Source organism: Streptomyces shaanxiensis (assembly GCF_039537145.1).
GTDB classification, from domain to species: Bacteria; Actinomycetota; Actinomycetes; order Streptomycetales; family Streptomycetaceae; genus Streptomyces; species Streptomyces shaanxiensis.
Genome location: NZ_BAAAZY010000011.1, coordinates 100,481 through 118,978, shown reverse-complemented (window position 1 = coordinate 118,978; position 18,498 = coordinate 100,481). Strand labels below are relative to the sequence as shown.

15 protein-coding genes and 1 pseudogene are annotated in these 18,498 nt (G+C 70.7%); 13 read left to right on the top strand and 3 right to left on the bottom strand.

All coding sequences use genetic code 11. The annotated features are described in order from the left end of the window. Positions 1–294 precede the first annotated feature (294 nt). On the top strand, positions 295–1,641 hold the full coding sequence (locus ABD932_RS20155; RefSeq protein ID WP_345014693.1) for a polysaccharide deacetylase family protein: 1,347 nt from the start codon (positions 295–297) through the stop codon (positions 1,639–1,641). Here ABD932_RS20155 and ABD932_RS20150 read toward each other — a convergent pair. Next, on the bottom strand, positions 1,631–2,641 hold the full coding sequence (locus tag ABD932_RS20150; RefSeq protein WP_345014691.1) for an ATP-binding protein: 1,011 nt from the start codon (positions 2,639–2,641) through the stop codon (positions 1,631–1,633). The two genes, ABD932_RS20155 and ABD932_RS20150, sit on opposite strands and share 11 nt — an antisense overlap. 147 nt (positions 2,642–2,788) lie before the next feature. Between ABD932_RS20150 and ABD932_RS20145 the strand changes: the two genes are divergently transcribed. Further along, positions 2,789–3,613, top strand: coding sequence for a Fic family protein (locus ABD932_RS20145; RefSeq protein WP_345014688.1), 825 nt, complete (start codon positions 2,789–2,791; stop codon positions 3,611–3,613). 404 nt (positions 3,614–4,017) lie between these two features. On the opposite strand, the gene ABD932_RS20140 is transcribed toward ABD932_RS20145, so the two are convergent. After that, positions 4,018–4,851 carry an HAD family hydrolase gene (locus ABD932_RS20140; RefSeq protein WP_345014686.1) on the bottom strand — a complete coding sequence of 278 codons (834 nt, stop codon included), beginning with the start codon at positions 4,849–4,851 and terminating at the stop codon, positions 4,018–4,020. Between the two features lie 573 nt (positions 4,852–5,424). Here ABD932_RS20140 and ssd point away from each other — a divergent pair. The 7 genes and pseudogenes from ssd to ABD932_RS20105 form a co-directional block, all read left to right on the top strand. Next, positions 5,425–6,537: a septum site-determining protein Ssd gene (gene ssd, locus ABD932_RS20135; RefSeq protein WP_345014684.1), complete on the top strand. Its 1,113-nt coding sequence runs from the start codon at positions 5,425–5,427 to the stop codon at positions 6,535–6,537. Positions 6,538–7,055: 518 nt separating this feature from the next. Beyond that, a complete protein-coding gene (locus ABD932_RS20130; RefSeq protein ID WP_345014682.1) occupies positions 7,056–8,267 on the top strand; it encodes a TadA family conjugal transfer-associated ATPase in 1,212 nt (403 codons plus the stop codon). Beyond that, on the top strand, positions 8,260–9,120 hold the full coding sequence (locus ABD932_RS20125; RefSeq protein WP_345014679.1) for a type II secretion system F family protein: 861 nt from the start codon (positions 8,260–8,262) through the stop codon (positions 9,118–9,120). The genes ABD932_RS20130 and ABD932_RS20125 overlap by 8 nt, the downstream gene beginning before the upstream one ends. A gap of 58 nt (positions 9,121–9,178) precedes the next feature. Next, complete coding sequence (locus tag ABD932_RS20120; RefSeq protein WP_345014677.1) at positions 9,179–9,967, top strand: type II secretion system F family protein; 789 nt, start codon at positions 9,179–9,181, stop codon at positions 9,965–9,967. A 161-nt stretch (positions 9,968–10,128) separates the two neighbouring features. Continuing rightward, entirely contained in the window at positions 10,129–10,338 is a 210-nt protein-coding gene (locus ABD932_RS20115) for a DUF4244 domain-containing protein (protein ID WP_345015389.1), read from the top strand. Between the two features lie 109 nt (positions 10,339–10,447). Beyond that, positions 10,448–10,777 carry a TadE family type IV pilus minor pilin gene (locus ABD932_RS20110; protein WP_345014675.1) on the top strand — a complete coding sequence of 110 codons (330 nt, stop codon included), beginning with the start codon at positions 10,448–10,450 and terminating at the stop codon, positions 10,775–10,777. Positions 10,778–10,917: 140 nt separating this feature from the next. Then, a pseudogene (locus ABD932_RS20105) lies at positions 10,918–11,304 on the top strand (Rv3654c family TadE-like protein); the annotation flags it as partial. Here ABD932_RS20105 and ABD932_RS20100 read toward each other — a convergent pair. Further along, a complete protein-coding gene (locus tag ABD932_RS20100) occupies positions 11,249–13,885 on the bottom strand; it encodes a DEAD/DEAH box helicase (protein ID WP_345014673.1) in 2,637 nt (878 codons plus the stop codon). The pseudogene ABD932_RS20105 and the gene ABD932_RS20100 overlap by 56 nt on opposite strands. 82 nt (positions 13,886–13,967) lie before the next feature. Between ABD932_RS20100 and bldG the strand changes: the two genes are divergently transcribed. From bldG to ABD932_RS20080, 4 genes are all read left to right on the top strand, one after another. Then, complete coding sequence (gene bldG / locus ABD932_RS20095; protein WP_003975386.1) at positions 13,968–14,309, top strand: anti-sigma factor antagonist BldG; 342 nt, start codon at positions 13,968–13,970, stop codon at positions 14,307–14,309. Positions 14,310–14,429: 120 nt separating this feature from the next. Further along, positions 14,430–14,864 (top strand): ATP-binding protein, encoded by a 435-nt coding sequence (locus tag ABD932_RS20090; protein WP_345014671.1) that lies wholly within the window; start codon positions 14,430–14,432, stop codon positions 14,862–14,864. Positions 14,865–15,179: 315 nt separating this feature from the next. Further along, on the top strand, positions 15,180–17,585 hold the full coding sequence (locus ABD932_RS20085; protein WP_345014668.1) for a sodium-translocating pyrophosphatase: 2,406 nt from the start codon (positions 15,180–15,182) through the stop codon (positions 17,583–17,585). Positions 17,586–17,805: 220 nt separating this feature from the next. After that, positions 17,806–18,390 (top strand): small secreted protein, encoded by a 585-nt coding sequence (locus ABD932_RS20080; RefSeq protein WP_345015388.1) that lies wholly within the window; start codon positions 17,806–17,808, stop codon positions 18,388–18,390. The last annotated feature ends 108 nt before the right edge of the window (positions 18,391–18,498 follow it).

Here is an 18,498-nt window from a genome sequence, read left to right as displayed (position 1 = left end):
GTCTTCCTCCGGGGCAGCGCGGTCGCGGATCTGGTGGTCCCCCGCTCATGGGCGAGGGGTCGGGTCGCGGCCGTGTGGTCACGGCGTGCAGCGGCGGGATCAAACAACAGTCGGTAAACGGATCGTAATGCAGAGTAAAGGGCTGGAATAGCTTTTCCGAGCAAATGGACTAATAAATCCCCCTGAAGGATGAAGTGGCTAATTAATCGGCTTGTCGTACTAATTCCTTCTCGGTCCCGTGCGACTTTGGCGGCGCCGTCGGCCCCCCGAGAGAAGGAAGAAGGTGGACGGAACATGGCCGCCACCCGCAGGATTGCTGCCTCCCGCAGGACTGCAGCCCCCCGCAGGACTGCCGCGACGCACAGGGTCGTCGGGACGCACAGGATCACGGCGGGCACCGCGATCGCCGCGGTCTGCGCCGCGTCACTCGCCGGTTGCGCGACCGGCGCCGGCACGACCCGGCAGGGAGTGCCCGGACCCGAGAAGGCGAAGCCGGCGGCACCCGCTCCCAAGAGCGTGGTCCGTCTGATCGGTGACGGGTCCACCGCGTACACCGGCGCCCAGCCGCACCTGCTCAGACCCGAGCGGCTCAAGCCCGGTCAGAAGCCCCCGCAGTTCGTGGTGTTCTCCTGGGACGGCGCCGGTGAGGACAGCCAGAAGCTGTTCTCCCACTTCCGCAAGGTCGCCAGGGCGAACAACACCACGATGACGTACTTCCTCAGCGGCGTGTACATGCTGCCGGACCACAAACGCGACCTGTACCGCCCGCCGCAGCACTCCCCGGGCCGCTCCGACATCGGCTTCAACGACGAGGAGGGCATCGCCGCCACCGCGAGGCAACTGCGCCTGGCCTGGCTGGAGGGCAACGAGATCGGCACCCATTTCAACGGCCACTTCTGCGGCAGCAGCGGCGGAGTCGGCGAATGGTCGGTGGAGGATTGGAAGGACGAGATCGTCCAGGCGAAGAGGTTCGTGAAGTCCTGGAAGACCAACGCGGGCATGGCGACCGCGGCGCCCCTGCCCTTCGACTACGACAAGGAGCTCATCGGCGCCCGCACGCCCTGCCTGGAGGGCCGGAAGAACTTCGTCAGGGCCGCCCGTGAGATGGGCTTCCGTTACGACTCCAGCGGCGTCAACAACCAGATCTGGCCCGAGAAGAAGGGGGGCCTGTGGGACCTGTCGATGCAACTCGTGCCGTTCCCCGGGCACTCCTACGAGCAGCTCACCATGGACTACAACTTCATGGTCAACCAGTCGGGCACCACGAGCCAGGGCGACCCCGCCAAGCACGACTTCTGGGGCGACCAGATGCGGGACGGCCTGCTCAAGGGCTTCCATCGGGCCTACTTCGGCAACCGCGCGCCCCTGATCATCGGCAACCACTTCGAGTCCTGGAACGGCGGCACCTACATGCGCGCCGTCGAGGAGGTCATCGAGGCGGTCTGCAACAAGCCCGACGTGCGCTGCGTCTCCTTCCGGCAGCTCGCCGACTGGCTGGACGCCCAGGACTCGGCGACCCTGAAGAAGCTGCGCACGCTCGGGGTCGGCGAAGCCCCGAAGCAGGGCTGGGCGTCCTTCCTTTCGGGGCGTCCGGCCCCGGCCCCGAAGGGGGTGCCCGGGGCGCCGGCGGTCAAACAGTAGGCGTCAGCCGGAAGTTGCTTGCCGCCAGTGCGGTGAGGCTCTCGCCGAGTACGAATCCGGGGTCGATCTGCGCCGCCAGGTCGGCCCCGGTGCGCTCGTTCCCCCAGGACTGGGCGTTCTTCAGATGGAAGTGCACCATCTGGCGCGTGTAGCGCTCCCAGTCCCGCAGCTCGTACGTCGCGTCCGCGGCGGTGTGCAGCCGGCGCAGGGCGAGACGGTTGACGTCCTCCAGGAGTTCGAACCGGGGCGGTCGGCCCTTCTCCATGGAGCGCACCCAGTCCGAGTGCCCGACGGTCACCAGCAGGTCGTCCCCGACCTCGGCGCGGAGGAAGTCGAGGTCGTCCTGGCCCTGCACCTTGTTGCCGACGACCTTCAGGACGACTCCGAAGTCGTGGGCGTACTCCTTGTACTGGCGATAGACGGAGACCCCCTTCCGGGTCGGCTCGGCGACGAGGAACGTGATGTCGAATCGGGTGAACATGCCGGAGGCGAAGGAGTCCGAGCCCGCTGTCATGTCGACCACGACGTACTCGCTGGGGCCGTCCACCAGGTGGTTCAGGAACAGCTCCACCGCCCCTGTCTTGGAGTGGTAGCAGGCGACCCCCAGATCGGAGTCCGTGAAGGGGCCGGTGACCATCAAACGGACGGCGCCGCCGTCGAGTTCCACCGGGCGGGCGCAGGCGTCGTACACCGGATTGTGCTCGGACACCCGCAGCAGCCGTGAACCCTCGCCGGGCGGCGTCGTCTTGATCATCGTCTCGACAGAGGCGATCCGCGGATTGGAACCGCGTAGATAGTCCTTGATCAGCGGCAACCGCTCGCCCATCGCGGGCAGTGCGGCGGAGTCCGCCTCGTCGAGGCCGAGCGCGGCTCCCAGGTGCTGGTTGATGTCGGCGTCCACGGCGACGACCGGCGCTCCGGTCGCGGCGAGCTGGCGGATGAACAGGGAGGACAGGGTCGTCTTGCCGCTGCCGCCCTTCCCGACGAAAGCAATTTTCATGTTCACGAAGAGTAGTGGTGCGGTAGCTGTATGTGGCAGGCGTGTGCGGAGAAGGCCACTCGATCGTGGGGTGCGGGGCGTCGGCGAGGGTGAGGCCCGATGGGGGTCGCGATGTCGGGTGGCGGGTGGGCGCGTAGTGTCGTACTCATGAGTACGACAGGCGCGACCGCCGATCCGCTCGCGACCCTCGGGTCACTGCCCGGCGTGCCCGAGTCCGTGGAGGCCGTACGCAAGGCCGTTGACCGGGTCTACGGGCACCGCATCATGCGGCGTCGCAGCAACGAGATCACCTCCGAGGCGGCCCTGCGTGGAGCCCGTGGCTCCGCCGCGCTGTCCGGTGCCGACTGGGCGCTCGAAGAGGTCCGCCGGCGTACCGACTTCAGTGGCGACGACGAGGCTCGCGTCGTGGGCGGGGCCCTGCGGCTGACCGCCGAGGCGGGCCAACTGCTGTCCATCTGGAGGCAGTCGCCGCTGCGGGTACTGGCCCGGCTGCACCTGGTGGCGGCGGCGAGCAACGACGACACGGTCGGGCGCCCGCGCCAGGAGGGCGAGCCGGTCGACGAGCCGCTGATCGAGCTGCCGCCGCCGAGTGCGGCAGAGGTGCATGGTCGCCTGGAAGGCCTGTCCGAGCTGATCATTGCCGGGGGCTCGGCGCCCGCCCTGGTGACGGCTGCCGTCGTGCACGGCGAGCTGCTCGCGCTGCGGCCCTTCACCTCCCACAACGGCCTGGTCGCGCGGGCGGCCGAGCGCATCGTCCTCGTCGGCAGCGGCCTCGACCCGAAGTCCGTCTGCCCGGCCGAGGTCGGCCACGCCGAACTGGGCCGCGCGGCCTATCTGGCAGCCCTCGACGGCTACGTCTCCGGTACGCCCGAGGGTATGGCCGCCTGGATCGCCCACTGTGGCAAGGCGATCGAGCTCGGCGCACGTGAGTCGACGGCGGTGTGCGAGGCGCTGCAGCGCGGGGCGGCGTAGGGCACGCGCGCGTGGGGCGTGAAGAAAGCCCCGCGCGGGGGCCCATGAGAGTTGCGGCGGTACGAGAACTCGTACCGCCGCTGGCATGTTCACCGGGTTACCAAGCGTCCTCGATATGTTGCCCATCAGGTCGGGAACTTTGCCCGTCACCTGGTGCGGCTGGCCCGTAATCGACGGGTCGACGTCGCGTGGGTGCCCAATGTTCATGCTCGGTCCGTGGGGCCAAATGCGTATTAAAGGTGATCCTCTCGGATGTCCTTGGTCTCGCGGGCCGTTGAGTCCTTTGTACTCCAGGACCCAACCAAGCGGAAGTCCTGGCTGCAGTTCTTTACTTTTGCTCCCAAAGCTGCGTCAAACGGGCGTCGATACGCCGAACAGGGCACCCGGGACCCGGGATGTGCAGGTCAGGCGAGCGCCGTGCGGCGTCGACTCGTGTACCAGACCAGGCCCGCGGTGGCCGCGGCGGCCCCTACGGCGGCGACCGCGAGAAGGGCCGGACGCGGCGGCACCGAGAAGGAGGGAATGCGCTGCTTGAGCCGAACGGGGCGGTGGAAGTCGAGAATCGGCCACCCGCGCGCGAGTGCCTCGCGACGCAGCGCGCGGTCGGGGTTCACGGCATGCGGATGGCCGACGCACTGAAGCATCGGCAGATCGGTGGCCGAGTCGCTGTATGCGTAGCAGCGGGAGAGGTCGTAGCCCTCGGACTCGGCCAGCTCCTTGATCGCCTCGGCCTTCGTCGGGCCGTATGCGTAGTACTTCACCTCCCCGGTGAAGCAGCCGTCGTCGCCCACCACCATGCGCGTGGCCACCACGCGGTCCGCGCCGAGCAACTCGCCGATCGGCTCGACCACCTCGGCGCCCGACGTGGACACGATCACCACGTCGCGGCCGGCCGTGTGGTGCTCCTCGATGAGGGAGGCGGCCTCGTCGTAGATGATCGGGTCGATCAGGTCGTGCAGCGTCTCGGCGACGATCTCCTTGACCTGCTGGACGTTCCAGCCGCGGACGAGCGCGGAGAGGTACTCGCGCGTGCGCTCCATCTGGTCATGGTCCATACCGCCGACGCGGAAGACGAACTGGGCATATGCGGTCCGCAAGGCGGCCCTGCGGTTGATCAGGCCGCCTTGGTAGAACGACTTGCTGAACGTGAGCGTGCTCGACTTCGCAATGACCGTCTTGTCCAGGTCAAAGAAGGCGGCTGTGCGGGGCAAGGAGTGGTTTTCCACGACCCTGAGCATAGGCGCAGCCCATTCGGCGTAAGGTGGGCGCGTGGGTTTGCCTGAGAGGGCTCTCGGGTACACCATGGAAGTCACGGATCGTTCGCGACCGTGCTAACCCGGTCCGACTCCTCCCCCCCCGAGTCGGCCGTGGAGACGACCCCCGCTCTCCCCCCCGGCGGGGGTCGTCGCATGTCCGGGTGGGTTTTTCATTTTTGAGTGCGGCCGAGGGGCCGTGTCGAGGCGGCTGCGGCCGCCTCATCGGCGTGCCCATGATCCGTGACCCTGTGTAGTCGTCGTGCTGCTCTGCGGAAGTCGCACAGGGGTCGGTCCGAGGGTCACCGGTATGGGTGACGGCGATATTCACAACCGCCGAGTTGTCCACAGTTATCGACCAAGATCCACACGATTTCCGGGATCGCTGCACCGTGATTCCAGCGCGCCCCGCTCGGACCGACTTCATGGCTGGTTCCGGTTAGTCGGGCGTGTTTGGCCGGTTCGTATCGGCCGTTCATATGGAGGCCGCTTGCCGGTTCTTCACATGTTTGGGATTCGCGGGGCCGCAGGGCTGCGCGAGTGATGCAGCGAAGGGGGATGGAAATCGTGGCCGCAGCCGTCACACACGATCCGCCGCCCACCGCCTCCGGGCGGCCGGGCAAGCCGTTGATCGTCACGGAAGACGACGAACTGCTCGACGACCTGCTGCGCCTGTGCGCGGCAGCCGGCGCCACACCCGAGGTCCACTACGGGGTGCCCGAGCCGAGAGGCAGCTGGGAGGCCGCACCGCTCGTCCTGGTCGGCGACGACGCCGCACGCCGCGTGCGCGGGGCGGGACGCCGACGCGGAGTGGTCCTGGTCGGCCGGGACCAGGACGACTCCGGGGTCTGGCGTAGGGCCGTGGAGATCGGCGCCGATCACGTCCTGATGCTGCCGGACGGCGAGCAGTGGCTGGTCGACCGCATCGCCGACGTCGCCGAGGGCGTCGGCCGGCCCGCCCTCACCGTCGGGGTCATCGGCGGGCGCGGAGGGGCCGGAGCGTCCACACTCGCGTGCGCCCTCGCCGTCACCGCCGCGAGTGAGGGGCTACGCACCCTGCTCGTCGACGCCGATCCGCTGGGTGGCGGACTCGACGTCCTGCTCGGCGGCGAGGCGACCGAGGGCCTGCGCTGGCCCGCGTTCGCCGGCTCACGCGGGAGGCTCGGCAGCGGGGCGCTGGAGGAGTCCCTGCCGAAACTCCATTCCCTGCGGGTCCTGAGCTGGGATCGCGGCGACTGCCTCGCGGTGCCTTCGCAGGCGATGCGCGCGGTGCTCGCCGCGGCCCGGCGCCGGGGCGGCGCGGTCGTCGTCGATCTGCCCCGTCGTATCGACGACGGGGTCGCGGAGGCCCTCGCCCAACTCGACGTCGGGATCCTCGTGGTCCCCGCCGAACTGCGCGCCGTCGCCGCGGCCCGGCAGGTGGCCGCCGCGGTCGGGATGGTCCTGCGGGATCTGCGGGTGGCCGTACGTGGGCCGTACGCGCCCGGGCTGGACGACCGCGAGGTGGCCCGCCTGCTGGAACTCCCCCTGGTGGGCGAGGTGCCCATCGAGTCGGGCCTGCTGCGCCCGCATGAGAGCAAGGCACCGCCGGGCGCGGTGGGGCGGGGGCCGCTGGCACGGTTCTGCCGGGAGTTCTGGGAGCGGGCGTTGCTGGAGGCGAGGGCGGCATGAGTGCGAAGCGCGGCACTGGAGTGGGTGGCGGCACGCGTGTGGATGGCGGCACGCGTGTGGATTCGGGGCTCGAATGGGTGAACGGCAGCGCGGGCGGTTCGGTGCGGGCGGCTCCTGAGCGGTGGCGGTCGGGCAGGACGATGGCGGGCAGGGGGCGTAGGGCCACGCCGCGGTGGGCGTTGGACGGTGGGGCGAGTGACGCCGTCGCGCGGCGGGTGCCGGACCGCGTGGCCGGTACGGATGGTGTGGGGCGGGAGTCTGGCCGTGCGGTGGGTGCGGCCACTGTGTGGTCGGAGACCGACCGCTCGGTGAGTGCGGCTTCTGTGCGGCAGGAATCTGGTCGCTCGGTGGGTGCGGACGCTGGGCGGCGGGCGTCGGTGGATCGGGCTGGTTCGTCGGTTGCGCGGTGGGCGTCGGTGGGTCGGGCTGGTTCGTCGGCTGTGCAGCGGGGCTCTGCCGATGGGGCTGGTCTGTCGGCTGCTCGGCGGGCGTCGGGCGGGACGGCAGCCGGGGCGGAGATGCCGGCGGGGTTGCTCGACGGTGTGCGGCAGTGGCTGGCCGAGAGTGGGGCCGAGCCGACGCCCGCGCGCGTGGCGCAGGCACTCCGGGAGCAGGGCAGGGTGCTGGGGGACGCCGAAGTCCTCGGGGCGGCCGAGCAGTTGCGGTCCGAGCTGGTCGGGAGCGGGCCGCTGGAGCCACTGCTCGCCGATCCGTCGGTGACGGACGTGCTGGTGTCGGCGCCGGACCGGGTCTGGGTGGACCGGGGTGGCGGCCTGGAGCTGACCTCGGTGTCCTTCCCCGACGCGGCCGCCGTACGACGTCTGGCGCAACGTCTGGCCGCGGTGGCCGGGCGGCGGCTGGACGACGCGCGGCCCTGGGTGGACGCCCGGCTGCCCGACGGGACTCGGCTGCACGCGGTGCTGCCACCGGTCGCCGTCGGCTGCGCCTGCCTGGCGCTGCGGGTCGTACGGCCCCGGGCCTTCACGCTCGAGGAGTTGGTCGCGGCGGGCACGGTGCCGCCGGGCGGGGACCGGGTGCTGCGGGCGCTGGTCGACGCGCGGCTGTCCTTCGTCGTCAGCGGTGGAACCGGCAGCGGCAAGACGACTCTGCTGAGCGCGTTGCTCGGGCTGGTCGGGCCGGGTGAGCGGATCGTGCTCGCGGAGGACTCGGCGGAGCTCAGGCCGGAACATCCGCATGTCGTACGGCTGGAGAGCAGACCCGCCAACCAGGAGGGCGCCGGGCTCGTGACCCTCGAGGACCTGGTGCGGCAGGCGCTGCGGATGCGGCCGGACCGGCTGGTCGTGGGCGAGGTGCGCGGTCCCGAAGTGGTCCATCTGCTGGCCGCGTTGAACACCGGCCACGAGGGAGGCTGCGGGACCGTCCACGCGAATGCGGCGGCCGACGTGCCGGCCCGGCTGGAGGCGCTCGGTACGGCGGCCGGGCTCGACAGGGCCGCGTTGCACAGCCAGTTGGCGGCCGCGCTGTCGGTCGTACTCCACCTGGTGCGTGATCGGACGGGTCGGCGGCGGATCGCCGAGGTCCATGTGCTGGAGCGGGATCCGTCGGGGCTGGTGCGGACGGTGCCGGCGCTGCGGTGGGGCACTGAGGCGTTCGCGTACGAGCGGGGCTGGGAGCGGCTGCGAGGGCTGCTTCGGGGTGAGAGCGGTGAGGGGGAGGGCGGCGTGGCGGGACGCGCTGATCTCGAGGGGTTCGGTGGGCTGCATGGGTGAGATGTCGCTGGGCGCGGCCGTGGTGTGTCTCGGGGCCGCGGTTTGGATGCTGGGCGGCCCGAACTCCGGGGTGCGACGCGCGCAGTTGCTGCTTGCGGGCGGTGGGGTGGCGGGAGCCGGGCCTCCGAACTGGCGGCAGTTGGCCGGGGAACTGCGGCGGCTGCGAGGGCGGTTGCGGGCCGAGTGGTGGGCGCCGGTCGTCGGGCTGGTGCTGGGCGTGCTGGGGTCGTCGGTGCTGCCGGTCGTCGCGGGGGCGGCCGGGGTGCCGTTGCTGAGGAAGGCGCGGCTGGCCCGGGAGGCGCGGCGGGCACGGGAGCGTCGCGGGGACGCGGTGATCGCGCTGTGCGCGTCGATTGCCGGGGAGGTACGGGCCGGACGGCAGCCGGGTGAGGCGTTGCTGCGTGCGGCGTGGGATTCCGGTGGGCTGGGGGAAGCACAGGCCGCGGTACTGGCGGCGGCGCGGTTCGGCGGGGATGTGCCGGGCGCGCTCGCCTCCGCGGCACGGCAGCCGGGTGCCGAGGGCCTGTCGGGGTTGGCGGCGTGCTGGCGGGTGGCCGTGGATCAGGGCGCCGGGCTCGCGGCCGGACTCGAACGACTGGAAGGGGCGTTGCGGGCCCAGCGGGATCAACGCGCCGATCTGCGCGCCCAGTTGGCGGGAGCTCGGTCGACGGTGGTGATGCTCGCCGGGTTGCCGGTCCTGGGGCTGCTGCTCGGTGCCGTCATGGGGGCCGATCCGCTGCATGTGCTGCTGCATACCGGGGCGGGCCTCGCCTGCCTGGTGGTCGGCGGGGTGTTGGAGGGGCTGGGGATGTGGTGGGCGCTGTGGATCGTGCGGCGGGCGGAGGCGGTGTGAGCACTCGTGCGGGTCGGGGTCCGGGGCTGGGTCGGGGGCGCGAGACGGAGGTGATGGTGTGAGTGCGGAACTTTTCCACAGGCTGGGGGTGGCCGTGGGGACCGCGCTGGTCGTCGGGTGGCTTTTGGGGTGGCCTGTGGCGGTGCGGCAGGAGAGGAGGGTCCGGCGCCGGCTGGCCGCGTTGATGACGGCCACCGACCTGGCGTCGAAACGTCGACGGTTCGACGCCCGGCAGGGCCTGCGGCAAGGGCTGCCCATGGCGGCGGTCATGGGCGCCGGTTGGGTCCTGGTCGGTGGGGTCGCCGGGTTCGCGGCGGGCTTGGTCCTCGCGGCCGGGATGGGGCTGTGGCGGCGTCGGCAGGGAGCCGTCGGTGCCGAGGAAGAGATCGATGCCTCCGAGGTGGCCCGGCAACTTCCGCTTGCTGCCGATCTGTTGGCGGCCTGTGTCGCCGCGGGAGCCGGTCCGGTGATCGCGGCGCAGGCCGTGGGGGAGGCCCTGGGCGGCCCTGTCGGGGACGGGCTGACACGGGGCGCCGCGGAGGTGCGGCTCGGTGGGGAACCGGGCGCGGCGTGGCAGCGGCTGGCCTCGCTGCCGAGGGCCGGCAAGTTGGCACGGTTGCTGGAGCGGGCCGATGTGTCGGGGCTGCCGGCGGCCGGACCGGTCGCGCGACTCGCCGCGGAGGCTCGCGCCGACGGGGCGCGCACCGCGACGGAACGGGCCAGGCGGGCGGCCGTCATGGTCTCCGCGCCGGTGGGGCTGTGCTTTCTGCCCGCGTTCATCGCGGTCGGCGTCGCGCCGGTGGTGATCGGGCTTGCGGGTGGGGTGCTGGGAGGGGGTGGCGGATGACGGGGTGAGGGGCGGTGACGGCGACCACCGACGTTCAGCAGCAGTCGGTCGACCACCGACGTTCAGCAGCAGTCGGTCGACCACCGACGTTCAACAGCAGTCGGTCGACCACCGACGTTCAACAGATGGTTTCAACAGGACTGAGCCTTACGGGGGTTGAGATGTACAAGGCGGTACGGGCGCGGATGCGCGGGCTGGTGTGCAGGATGCGCGGGGCGCGGAGTGACGCGGGGATGGTCACGTCCGAGTACGCGATGGGGATCGTCGCGGCGGTGGCGTTCGCCGTGGTGCTCTACAAGGTTGTGACCAGCGGGCAGGTCAGCGAGGAACTGCAGGCCATCGTGAAGCAGGCGCTCGATGCGCGGATGTGAGCGGGAGAGGGAGGGGGAGCGAGGGCAGGGCCAGGGGCCTGGCCCGTGGGGCCAGGGATCTGGCCGGGGGCCGGATCGGGCTAAGGCCTGGGCGTCGGACCAGGGGTTCGTGACGGCGGAGTCGGCTGTCGTCCTGCCCGTGCTGGTGATGTTCGCGATGGCGTTGGTGTGGGGGCTGCTCGTGGTGGCCGCGCAGATCCAGTGCGTGGACGCGGCCCGGACGGGCGCCCGCGCGGCAGCCCGGCAGGATCCGGCCGACGCGGTCATCGAGGTGACCCGCGAGGCGGCACCGCGCGGCGCGACGGTCACGGTCGGCCGGAAGGGGGACGAGGTCCGCGTGGTCGTCGTGGCCAAGCCTCCGTTGCTGCGCGGGCTCCCCTTCGAGGTGCGGGAGGAGGCCGTGGCGTTGGCGGAGGAGACGGTGGGGGTGGGGACATGAGAGGGGTTTGCGCAATGGGTCGTGGGTCTGTCCAAGGGCTTCTCACCGGCCGACGCTCTGGCCGAAGGCCCGTCAACCGCGGCGCAGGAGGCGGACGAACCGTCACCGACCGGCCTACGGTCCGGGGATCCGCCCACGACCTGCCCGTAGTCCGGAAGCTCGCCGCCGACCTGCGCTCCGACCGCGGTTCCGCCACCGTCTGGAGCGTCGGTGCCATCGCTGTGCTCTGCGTTGTCTTCGGCGTCGTACTCGCCCTGGGCCAGGCCGTCGTGTCCCGGCACCAAGCGGCAGGCGGCGCGGATCTGGCGGCGCTGGCGGCGGCGGACCATTGGGCGGAGGGCGGTACGGCGGCCTGTGCCCGTGCGGAGCGGGTGGCTCGGGCGCAGGGCGTGCGGCTCGTGCGGTGCGAGGTGGTGGGCGAGGTCTCGGACGTGACGGCGGCGTCGGGCCGGGGGCCGTTCGCCGCGGAGGTCAGGGCGCGGGCGGGACCTGCGAACCCGTCCCCGCTGACGGAACCGCCCCCTCCGAGGGGCCAGTCGCTGCCGACGGAGCCTTCGGCCCTGCCTCCGCCCTTGCCTCCGCCGTCCGGCCCTGCGGCGAGGGACCGGCCGACTCCAGCGCCCTGACCGACTCCCCACCCGGCCCAGCCTCTCCCTTCTCCTCCGGCGCCCCCCGCAACAGCACGGTCAGCAACCGCACCGCCCCCCTCTTGTGCAGCGGATCGTTCCCGTTGCCGCACTTGGGGGACTGGATGCAGGACGGGCAGCCGGCGTCGCACTCGCAGGAGGCGATGGCCTGGCGGGTGGCGGTGAGCCAGGAGCGGGCCGTGTGGAAGGCGCGCTCGGCGAAGCCCGCGCCGCCGGGGTGGCCGTCGTAGACGAAGACCGTGGGGAGGAGCGTGTCGGGGTGGAGCGGGATCGAGACGCCGCCGATGTCCCAGCGGTCGCAGGTCGCGAAGAGGGGGAGCAGGCCGATCGAGGCGTGCTCGGCGGCGTGCAGGGCGCCGCCGAGGATCTCCGGGTTGATCCGGGCCTCGTCCAACTGGTCCTCGGTGACCGTCCACCACACCGCGCGCGTGCGCAGCGTACGAGGAGGGAGGTCGAGTTTCGTCTCGCCCAGTACTTCGCCGGTGATCAGCCGGCGGCGCAGGAAGGAGACCACCTGGTTGGTGACCTCGACGGAGCCGTAGCACAGGCGGCCGTCGCCCCAGGGGACCTCGACGTCCGTCTCCAGCACGGAGATCGACGTGGTGTCGCGGGCGACCGTCGAATACGGCGGGGAGGCCTCCTCGACCAGGGCGACCGAGTCCTCCAGGTCGAGGGTGCGGACGAGATACGTGCGGCCCTGGTGCAGGTGGACCGCGCCCTCGTGCACCGTCGTGTGCGCGGCGCCCGCGTCGACCGTGCCGAGCAGCCGTCCTGTCCCGGCCTCGACGATCTGGATGGGGCGCCCGCCCCCGCCGCGGATGTCGGTGAGGTCGGCGGCCCGCTCCCGGCGCGTCCAGTGCCAGGCCTTCGTACGGCGGCGCAGCAGTTTCGCGGCCTCCAGTTGCGGCAGCAGCCCCTCGGTCTCCGGGCCGAACAGCGCCAGGTCCTCGTCGGTGAGCGGGATCTCCGCGGCGGCCGCGCACAGGTGCGGGGCCAGGACGTACGGGTTGTCGGGGTCGAGGACGGTCGACTCCACCGGCCGGTCGAAGAGGGCCTCGGGGTGGTGGACGAGGAAGGTGTCCAGCGGGTCGTCGCGGGCGACCAGGACGGCCAGCGCGCCCTGCCCGGAGCGGCCTGCCCGTCCCGCCTGCTGCCACAGGGAGGCACGCGTGCCCGGGTAGCCGGCGATCAGAACGGCGTCCAGGCCGGAGACGTCGATGCCGAGTTCGAGGGCGGTGGTGGCGGCGAGGCCGAGGAGTTCGCCGGAGTGGAGGGCCTGTTCCAGGGCGCGCCGCTCCTCGGGGAGGTAGCCGCCGCGATACGCCGCGACACGCCGGGCGAGGGAGCGGTCCACCTCGGCGAGGCGTTCCTGGGCGATGACCGAGATCAGCTCGGCGCCGCGCCGGGAGCGTACGAAGGCGACCGAGCGCACGCCCTGTACGGCGAGGTCGGTCAGGAGGTCGGCCGTCTCGGCGGTGGCCGTACGGCGGACCGGGGCGCCCTTCTCGCCCTGCATCTCGGTGAGCGGGGGCTCCCACAGGGCGAAGACGAGCTCGCCGCGAGGGGAGGCGTCGTCGGCGACCTCCACGACCGGCAGGCCGGTCAGGCGTCCGGCTGCGACCGCGGGCTCGGCGGCGGTGGCGGAGGCCAGCAGGAAGACGGGAGAGGCGCCGTAGCGGGCGCACAGGCGGCGCAGTCGGCGCAGGACCTGGGCGACGTGGGAGCCGAAAACGCCGCGGTAGGTGTGGCACTCGTCGATGACGACGTACTTCAGCGACTTGAGGAAGGAGGACCAGCGGGGGTGGGACGGGAGTATGCCGCGATGCAGCATGTCGGGGTTGGTCAGGACGTAGTTGGCGTACTGGCGGATCCACTCGCGTTCCTCGAACGGAGTATCGCCGTCATACACAGCTGGGCGGACGGAATTGCCCAGCGGATGTGAAAGTTCCTTCACCGAGCGGCACTGATCCGCCGCAAGGGCCTTGGTGGGAGCCAGGTAGAGCGCGGTGGCGCCGCGGCCGTTCGGGGCCTCGGAGCCGTCCAGGAGCGTCGACAGGACCGGCACGAGGTAGGCCAGGGACTTGCCGGACGCCGTGCCCGTGGCGACGACGACGGAGTCGCCGTCCAGGGCGTGCTCGGCGGCTCGTGCCTGGTGAGCCCAGGGATGTTCGATTCCCGCGGTCTGCACCGCGGCGATGACTTCCGCGCGGATCCGGTCCGGCCAGACGGCATGGCGACCCTCGCGCGGGGGCACATGCTCCGTATGAGTGATGCGCGAAGCCCGACTCGGCCCCGAGGCGAGTCGGCCCAGCACCGTGCCCGGGTCCACCCGGGAAGCGGGGCCCGTCGGGGATCGATCGGATCGGTGATTCTTGGCCATCGGCACCGAGTGTGTCACTGGCGTGACGGACAATGGGACCAAGGCGTCGTGCACGCCTGCCGGTAAGTGATTGAATGCCATCGCGGCTGGCGAACCGTCCTGGGGGCTTCAAGCCGAGGTGTCCCGAGGGACGACCGCTCGATAGCAAGGTGCTGGAGGATCCGTGGACCTGTCCCTGTCGACCCGTACCGTCGGCGATCGTACGGTCGTCGAGGTCGGTGGCGAAATCGACGTATATACCGCGCCAAAGTTGCGCGAGCAGTTGGTCGAGCTGGTGAACGACGGGAGTTTCCACCTCGTCGTCGACATGGAGGGCGTGGACTTCCTCGACTCCACCGGGCTCGGCGTACTGGTCGGCGGCCTGAAGCGCGTGCGTGCCCATGAGGGCTCCCTGCGCCTGGTCTGCAACCAGGAGCGCATTCTCAAGATCTTCCGCATCACCGGCCTCACCAAGGTGTTCCCGATCCACACCTCGGTCGAGGAAGCGGTGGCGGCGACCGACTGATCACCGACCAGGGCTCGCCCGAGTGCGGGTCCGGGACGGCAGAAGTTGAAAGAGAAGGGGGACCGGGCTTTCGGCGGCCCGGTCCTCCGGACAGCACGCCCGTAGTTCGGAGGGGGATGCATGGCCACCGTTGAACTCCGCTTCAGCGCGCTGCCCGAGCACGTCAGGACCGCCCGACTGGTGGCGGCAGCGGTGGCGCGCAGGGCCGGAGTGGACGAGGCCGTCCTGGACGAGGTGAGACTCGCCGTCGGCGAGGCCTGCACCCGTGCCGTCGGACTGCACCAGAGCGTCGGCATCACGGCGCCGGTGAAGGTGGCGCTGATCGAGGAGGAGAAACAGTTCTCCATCGAGGTCGGCGACGAGGCGCCGCGCGCTGTCCCCGGCGAGCGGGCATCCGCCGCGGGCGGCGACGGCGAGGTGGATGCCGAGGAGGACGAGATGGGCCTCGCGGTCATCAGCGGCCTCGTTGACGACGTGGAGGTCTCCGCCGATGAGCATGGCGGGCTGATCCGCATGACCTGGCCGACCACACCGCCTGCCACGGTGCTCTCCTGAACGACCCGCCGTACCGTCCTCATCCCGAAGGGGCCCTGCTGAGCAGGGCCCCTTCGTGTTTTCGTCGACGTATCACGGAATTCGTGAAGGAATTCACGATCAATGAACCGATAATTCGATCAAGTGGCAATGCGTCCGCCTGCGCCTGTCAACGGGTTTAGGGCATTAGCGCTTTCGGGTTCAGTGGCGTGACGTCGATCATTTGCTGAACGGCATGTGAAGGCTAATTCCGTTTGCCGCGCTCTGTTTTGATCAGGTTCCGGTACCTAGAATCCGTCCACATCTTGAGCTCAGCCCAAGCGTCAAGGAGGACGAATGGCGGGGCTTTCTACCCCTCATCAGCTTGACCACCCCACAACCCTCGCAGCCGCAGTGCTCACCGACGACAACCGGATCATCATCACGGTCATCGGCGTTGTGGCGCTCGCAGCGCTCGTGGTCGCCGGCGCTCTCGTGCGCCAGGTGCTCGCGGCGGGCGAGGGCACCGACAGCATGAAGAAGATCGCGACGGCGATCCAGGAAGGCGCCAACGCCTATCTGGCCCGGCAGTTGCGCACGCTCGGCGTATTCGCCGTCGTCGTGTTCTTCCTGCTCATGCTGCTGCCCGCGGACGACTGGAATCAGCGCATCGGCCGATCGGTGTTCTTCTTGATCGGCGCCGCGTTCTCGGCGGCCACCGGCTATATCGGCATGTGGCTGGCCGTGCGCAGCAATGTGCGCGTCGCCGCGGCCGCACGGGAAGCGACTCCGGCGCCGGGAGAGCCGGAAAAGGATCTCACCGCCGTCTCGCACAAAGCCATGAAGATCGCTTTCCGCACGGGCGGCGTCGTCGGCATGTTCACGGTGGGGCTCGGTCTGCTGGGCGCCTCCTGTGTGGTGCTGGTCTACGCGGCCGACGCGCCGAAGGTGCTCGAAGGATTCGGTCTCGGTGCCGCGCTGATCGCGATGTTCATGCGTGTCGGCGGCGGCATCTTCACCAAGGCCGCCGACGTCGGCGCCGACCTGGTCGGAAAGGTCGAGCAGGGCATTCCGGAGGACGATCCGCGCAATGCCGCGACCATCGCCGACAACGTGGGCGACAACGTCGGCGACTGCGCGGGCATGGCGGCCGACCTCTTCGAGTCGTACGCCGTGACCCTGGTCGCCGCGCTGATCCTCGGATCGGCGGCGTTCGGTGACGCCGGGCTCGCCTTCCCGCTGATCGTGCCCGCGATCGGCGTGATCACCGCGATGATCGGCATCTTCGCGGTGGCCCCGCGCCGGTCCGACCGCAGCGGAATGACGGCGATCAACCGCGGGTTCTTCATCTCCGCGGTGATCTCGATCGTGCTGGTCGCGATCGCCGTGTTCGTGTACCTGCCGTCGTCGTACGCCGACCTCGACGGCGTCACCGACGCGGCGATCGCGGCCAAGGACGGCGACCCGCGCGTCCTCGCGCTCGTCGCGGTGGGCATCGGCATCCTGCTGGCCGCCGTCATCCAGCAGCTGACCGGCTACTTCACCGAGACGAACCGGCGTCCTGTCATGGACATCGGCAAGACCTCGCTCACCGGTCCCGCGACCGTCGTCCTCGCCGGTATCTCCGTCGGTCTGGAGTCGGCCGTCTACACCGCCCTGCTGATCGGCCTCGGCGTGTACGGGGCGTTCCTGCTCGGCGGTACGTCGATCATGCTGGCGCTGTTCGCGGTGGCGCTGGCCGGCACCGGCCTGCTCACCACGGTCGGCGTGATCGTCGCCATGGACACCTTCGGTCCGGTCTCCGACAACGCGCAGGGCATCGCCGAGATGTCCGGCGACGTCGAGGGCGCGGGCGCCCAGGTGCTCACCAACCTGGACGCGGTCGGCAACACCACCAAGGCCATCACCAAGGGCATCGCCATCGCCACCGCCGTCCTGGCGGCAGCGGCGCTCTTCGGGTCGTACCGCGACGCCATCACCACCGGCGCGCGGGACGTGGGCGAGAAACTCAGCGGCGAAGGCGCGCCGATGAACCTGATGATGGACATCTCGCAGCCCAACAACCTCGTCGGCCTCATCGCGGGCGCGGCGGTCGTCTTCCTCTTCTCGGGGCTCGCCATCAACGCCGTGTCGCGGTCGGCGGGTTCCGTGGTCTACGAGGTGCGGCGGCAGTTCCGCGAGCGGCCCGGGATCATGGACTACACGGAGAAGCCGGAGTACGGCAAGGTCGTCGACATCTGCACCCGGGATGCCCTGCGCGAGCTCGCCACCCCCGGTCTGCTCGCCGTGCTGGCGCCCATCTTCATCGGGTTCACGCTCGGGGTCGGAGCCCTGGGCGCGTTCCTGGCGGGCGCGATCGGCGCAGGCACGCTGATGGCGGTGTTCCTCGCCAACTCCGGCGGCGCCTGGGACAACGCCAAGAAGCTCGTCGAGGACGGCCACCACGGCGGCAAGGGCAGTGAGGCCCACGCCGCCACGGTGATCGGCGACACGGTCGGCGACCCCTTCAAGGACACCGCCGGTCCCGCGATCAACCCGCTGCTGAAGGTGATGAACCTGGTCGCGCTGCTCATCGCGCCCGCGGTCATCCAGTTCAGCTACGGCGAGGACAAGAACGTCGGCGTACGGGTCACGATCGCCGTGCTGTCGCTCCTCGTGATCGTCGGCGCGGTCTACGTCTCCAAGCGGCGCGGTATCGCCATGGGTGACGAAGGCGACGCCGACAGGGTGGCCAAACCGGTCGATCCCGCGGTGGTGTCGTAGGCGGTCCTACGACGGCCCAGTTCAAGGGGCGGGCGGGTGGCGCGTGTTGACGCGCCGCCCGCCCGCCTCGTGCTTGTTCACGCCCTTGCCGTGACGCTTCTCTCACATGGTGCAAAGATTCGGAAAGTATTACAGAAGGGGCATGTGGCGCAGTGCTGTCTCGCGCCTGCCGTGTAGGGTCCGTGGGCCGAGAGCCACGGAAGGGACCAAACCGGTGAACATGAAGCTCGCGGCCGCACTGTCCGGCGGTGCGGTGTTGGCACTGGCACTGACGGGATGCACGAGCGACGAGGGCAACCCGGAGCTGGACGCCTGGGCCAAGAAGATATGCGACACGGCGCCTGCGCAGAACGCGAAGATCGCGGCGGCCGACGCCGCGATCACGAAGGCCGCCAAGGACAGCCCGCCCAAGGAGCTCCAGAAGGTCGACGCCCAGGCGTTCCAGGACCTCGCCGACGGCTTCAAGGCACGCGCGACCCTCCTCCAGCAGGCCGGGCCGCCCCCGGGCGTCGAGGACGGTGCGAAGAAGCAGCAGGACGCCATCAAGAAGCTCACCGCGGTCTCCACGAGCTACGCCGAGCTGAAGAAGCAGACGGACGAGCTGAACACGAAGGACCAGGCGAAGTTCGCGTCCGGGCTGCGCAAGGTCGGCGAAGAGATGCGGGACGTGGTCAGCCAGCGCAAGAGCGCCCTCGACGCTCTGAAGAAGCTGGAATCGGGCGGCGACACCAAGAACGCGCTGCTCAAGCAGGAGGGCTGCAAGGAGGCGGCTGCTGCGGCGTCCGCGGAGGTCGCCGGCAACTGAGGCCTGATGGGGCGGTCGGCCGAGGTCTGACCTTGCGCGCGGCCGATACCTCATGGGGCGCGCGGCCGAAACGTCACGGGGCGGGCCGGGCCGCGCGCGGGTCACAAT

Excerpts from the sequence above, each read along its gene's own strand:
- ABD932_RS20145 (WP_345014688.1), top strand. The coding sequence starts at position 2,789 with ATGAGTACGACAGGCGCGACCGCCGATCCGCTCGCGACCCTCGGGTCA.
- ABD932_RS20155 (WP_345014693.1), top strand. The coding sequence starts at position 295 with ATGGCCGCCACCCGCAGGATTGCTGCCTCCCGCAGGACTGCAGCCCCC.
- ABD932_RS20115 (WP_345015389.1), top strand. The coding sequence starts at position 10,129 with ATGTACAAGGCGGTACGGGCGCGGATGCGCGGGCTGGTGTGCAGGATG.
- ABD932_RS20085 (WP_345014668.1), top strand. The coding sequence starts at position 15,180 with ATGGCGGGGCTTTCTACCCCTCATCAGCTTGACCACCCCACAACCCTC.
- ABD932_RS20130 (WP_345014682.1), top strand. The coding sequence starts at position 7,056 with ATGCCGGCGGGGTTGCTCGACGGTGTGCGGCAGTGGCTGGCCGAGAGT.
- ABD932_RS20150 (WP_345014691.1), bottom strand. The coding sequence starts at position 2,641 with ATGAAAATTGCTTTCGTCGGGAAGGGCGGCAGCGGCAAGACGACCCTG.
- ABD932_RS20140 (WP_345014686.1), bottom strand. The coding sequence starts at position 4,851 with ATGCTCAGGGTCGTGGAAAACCACTCCTTGCCCCGCACAGCCGCCTTC.
- ABD932_RS20100 (WP_345014673.1), bottom strand. The coding sequence starts at position 13,885 with ATGGCATTCAATCACTTACCGGCAGGCGTGCACGACGCCTTGGTCCCA.
- ABD932_RS20125 (WP_345014679.1), top strand. The coding sequence starts at position 8,260 with ATGGGTGAGATGTCGCTGGGCGCGGCCGTGGTGTGTCTCGGGGCCGCG.
- ABD932_RS20080 (WP_345015388.1), top strand. The coding sequence starts at position 17,806 with ATGAAGCTCGCGGCCGCACTGTCCGGCGGTGCGGTGTTGGCACTGGCA.
- ssd (WP_345014684.1), top strand. The coding sequence starts at position 5,425 with ATGGAAATCGTGGCCGCAGCCGTCACACACGATCCGCCGCCCACCGCC.
- ABD932_RS20090 (WP_345014671.1), top strand. The coding sequence starts at position 14,430 with ATGGCCACCGTTGAACTCCGCTTCAGCGCGCTGCCCGAGCACGTCAGG.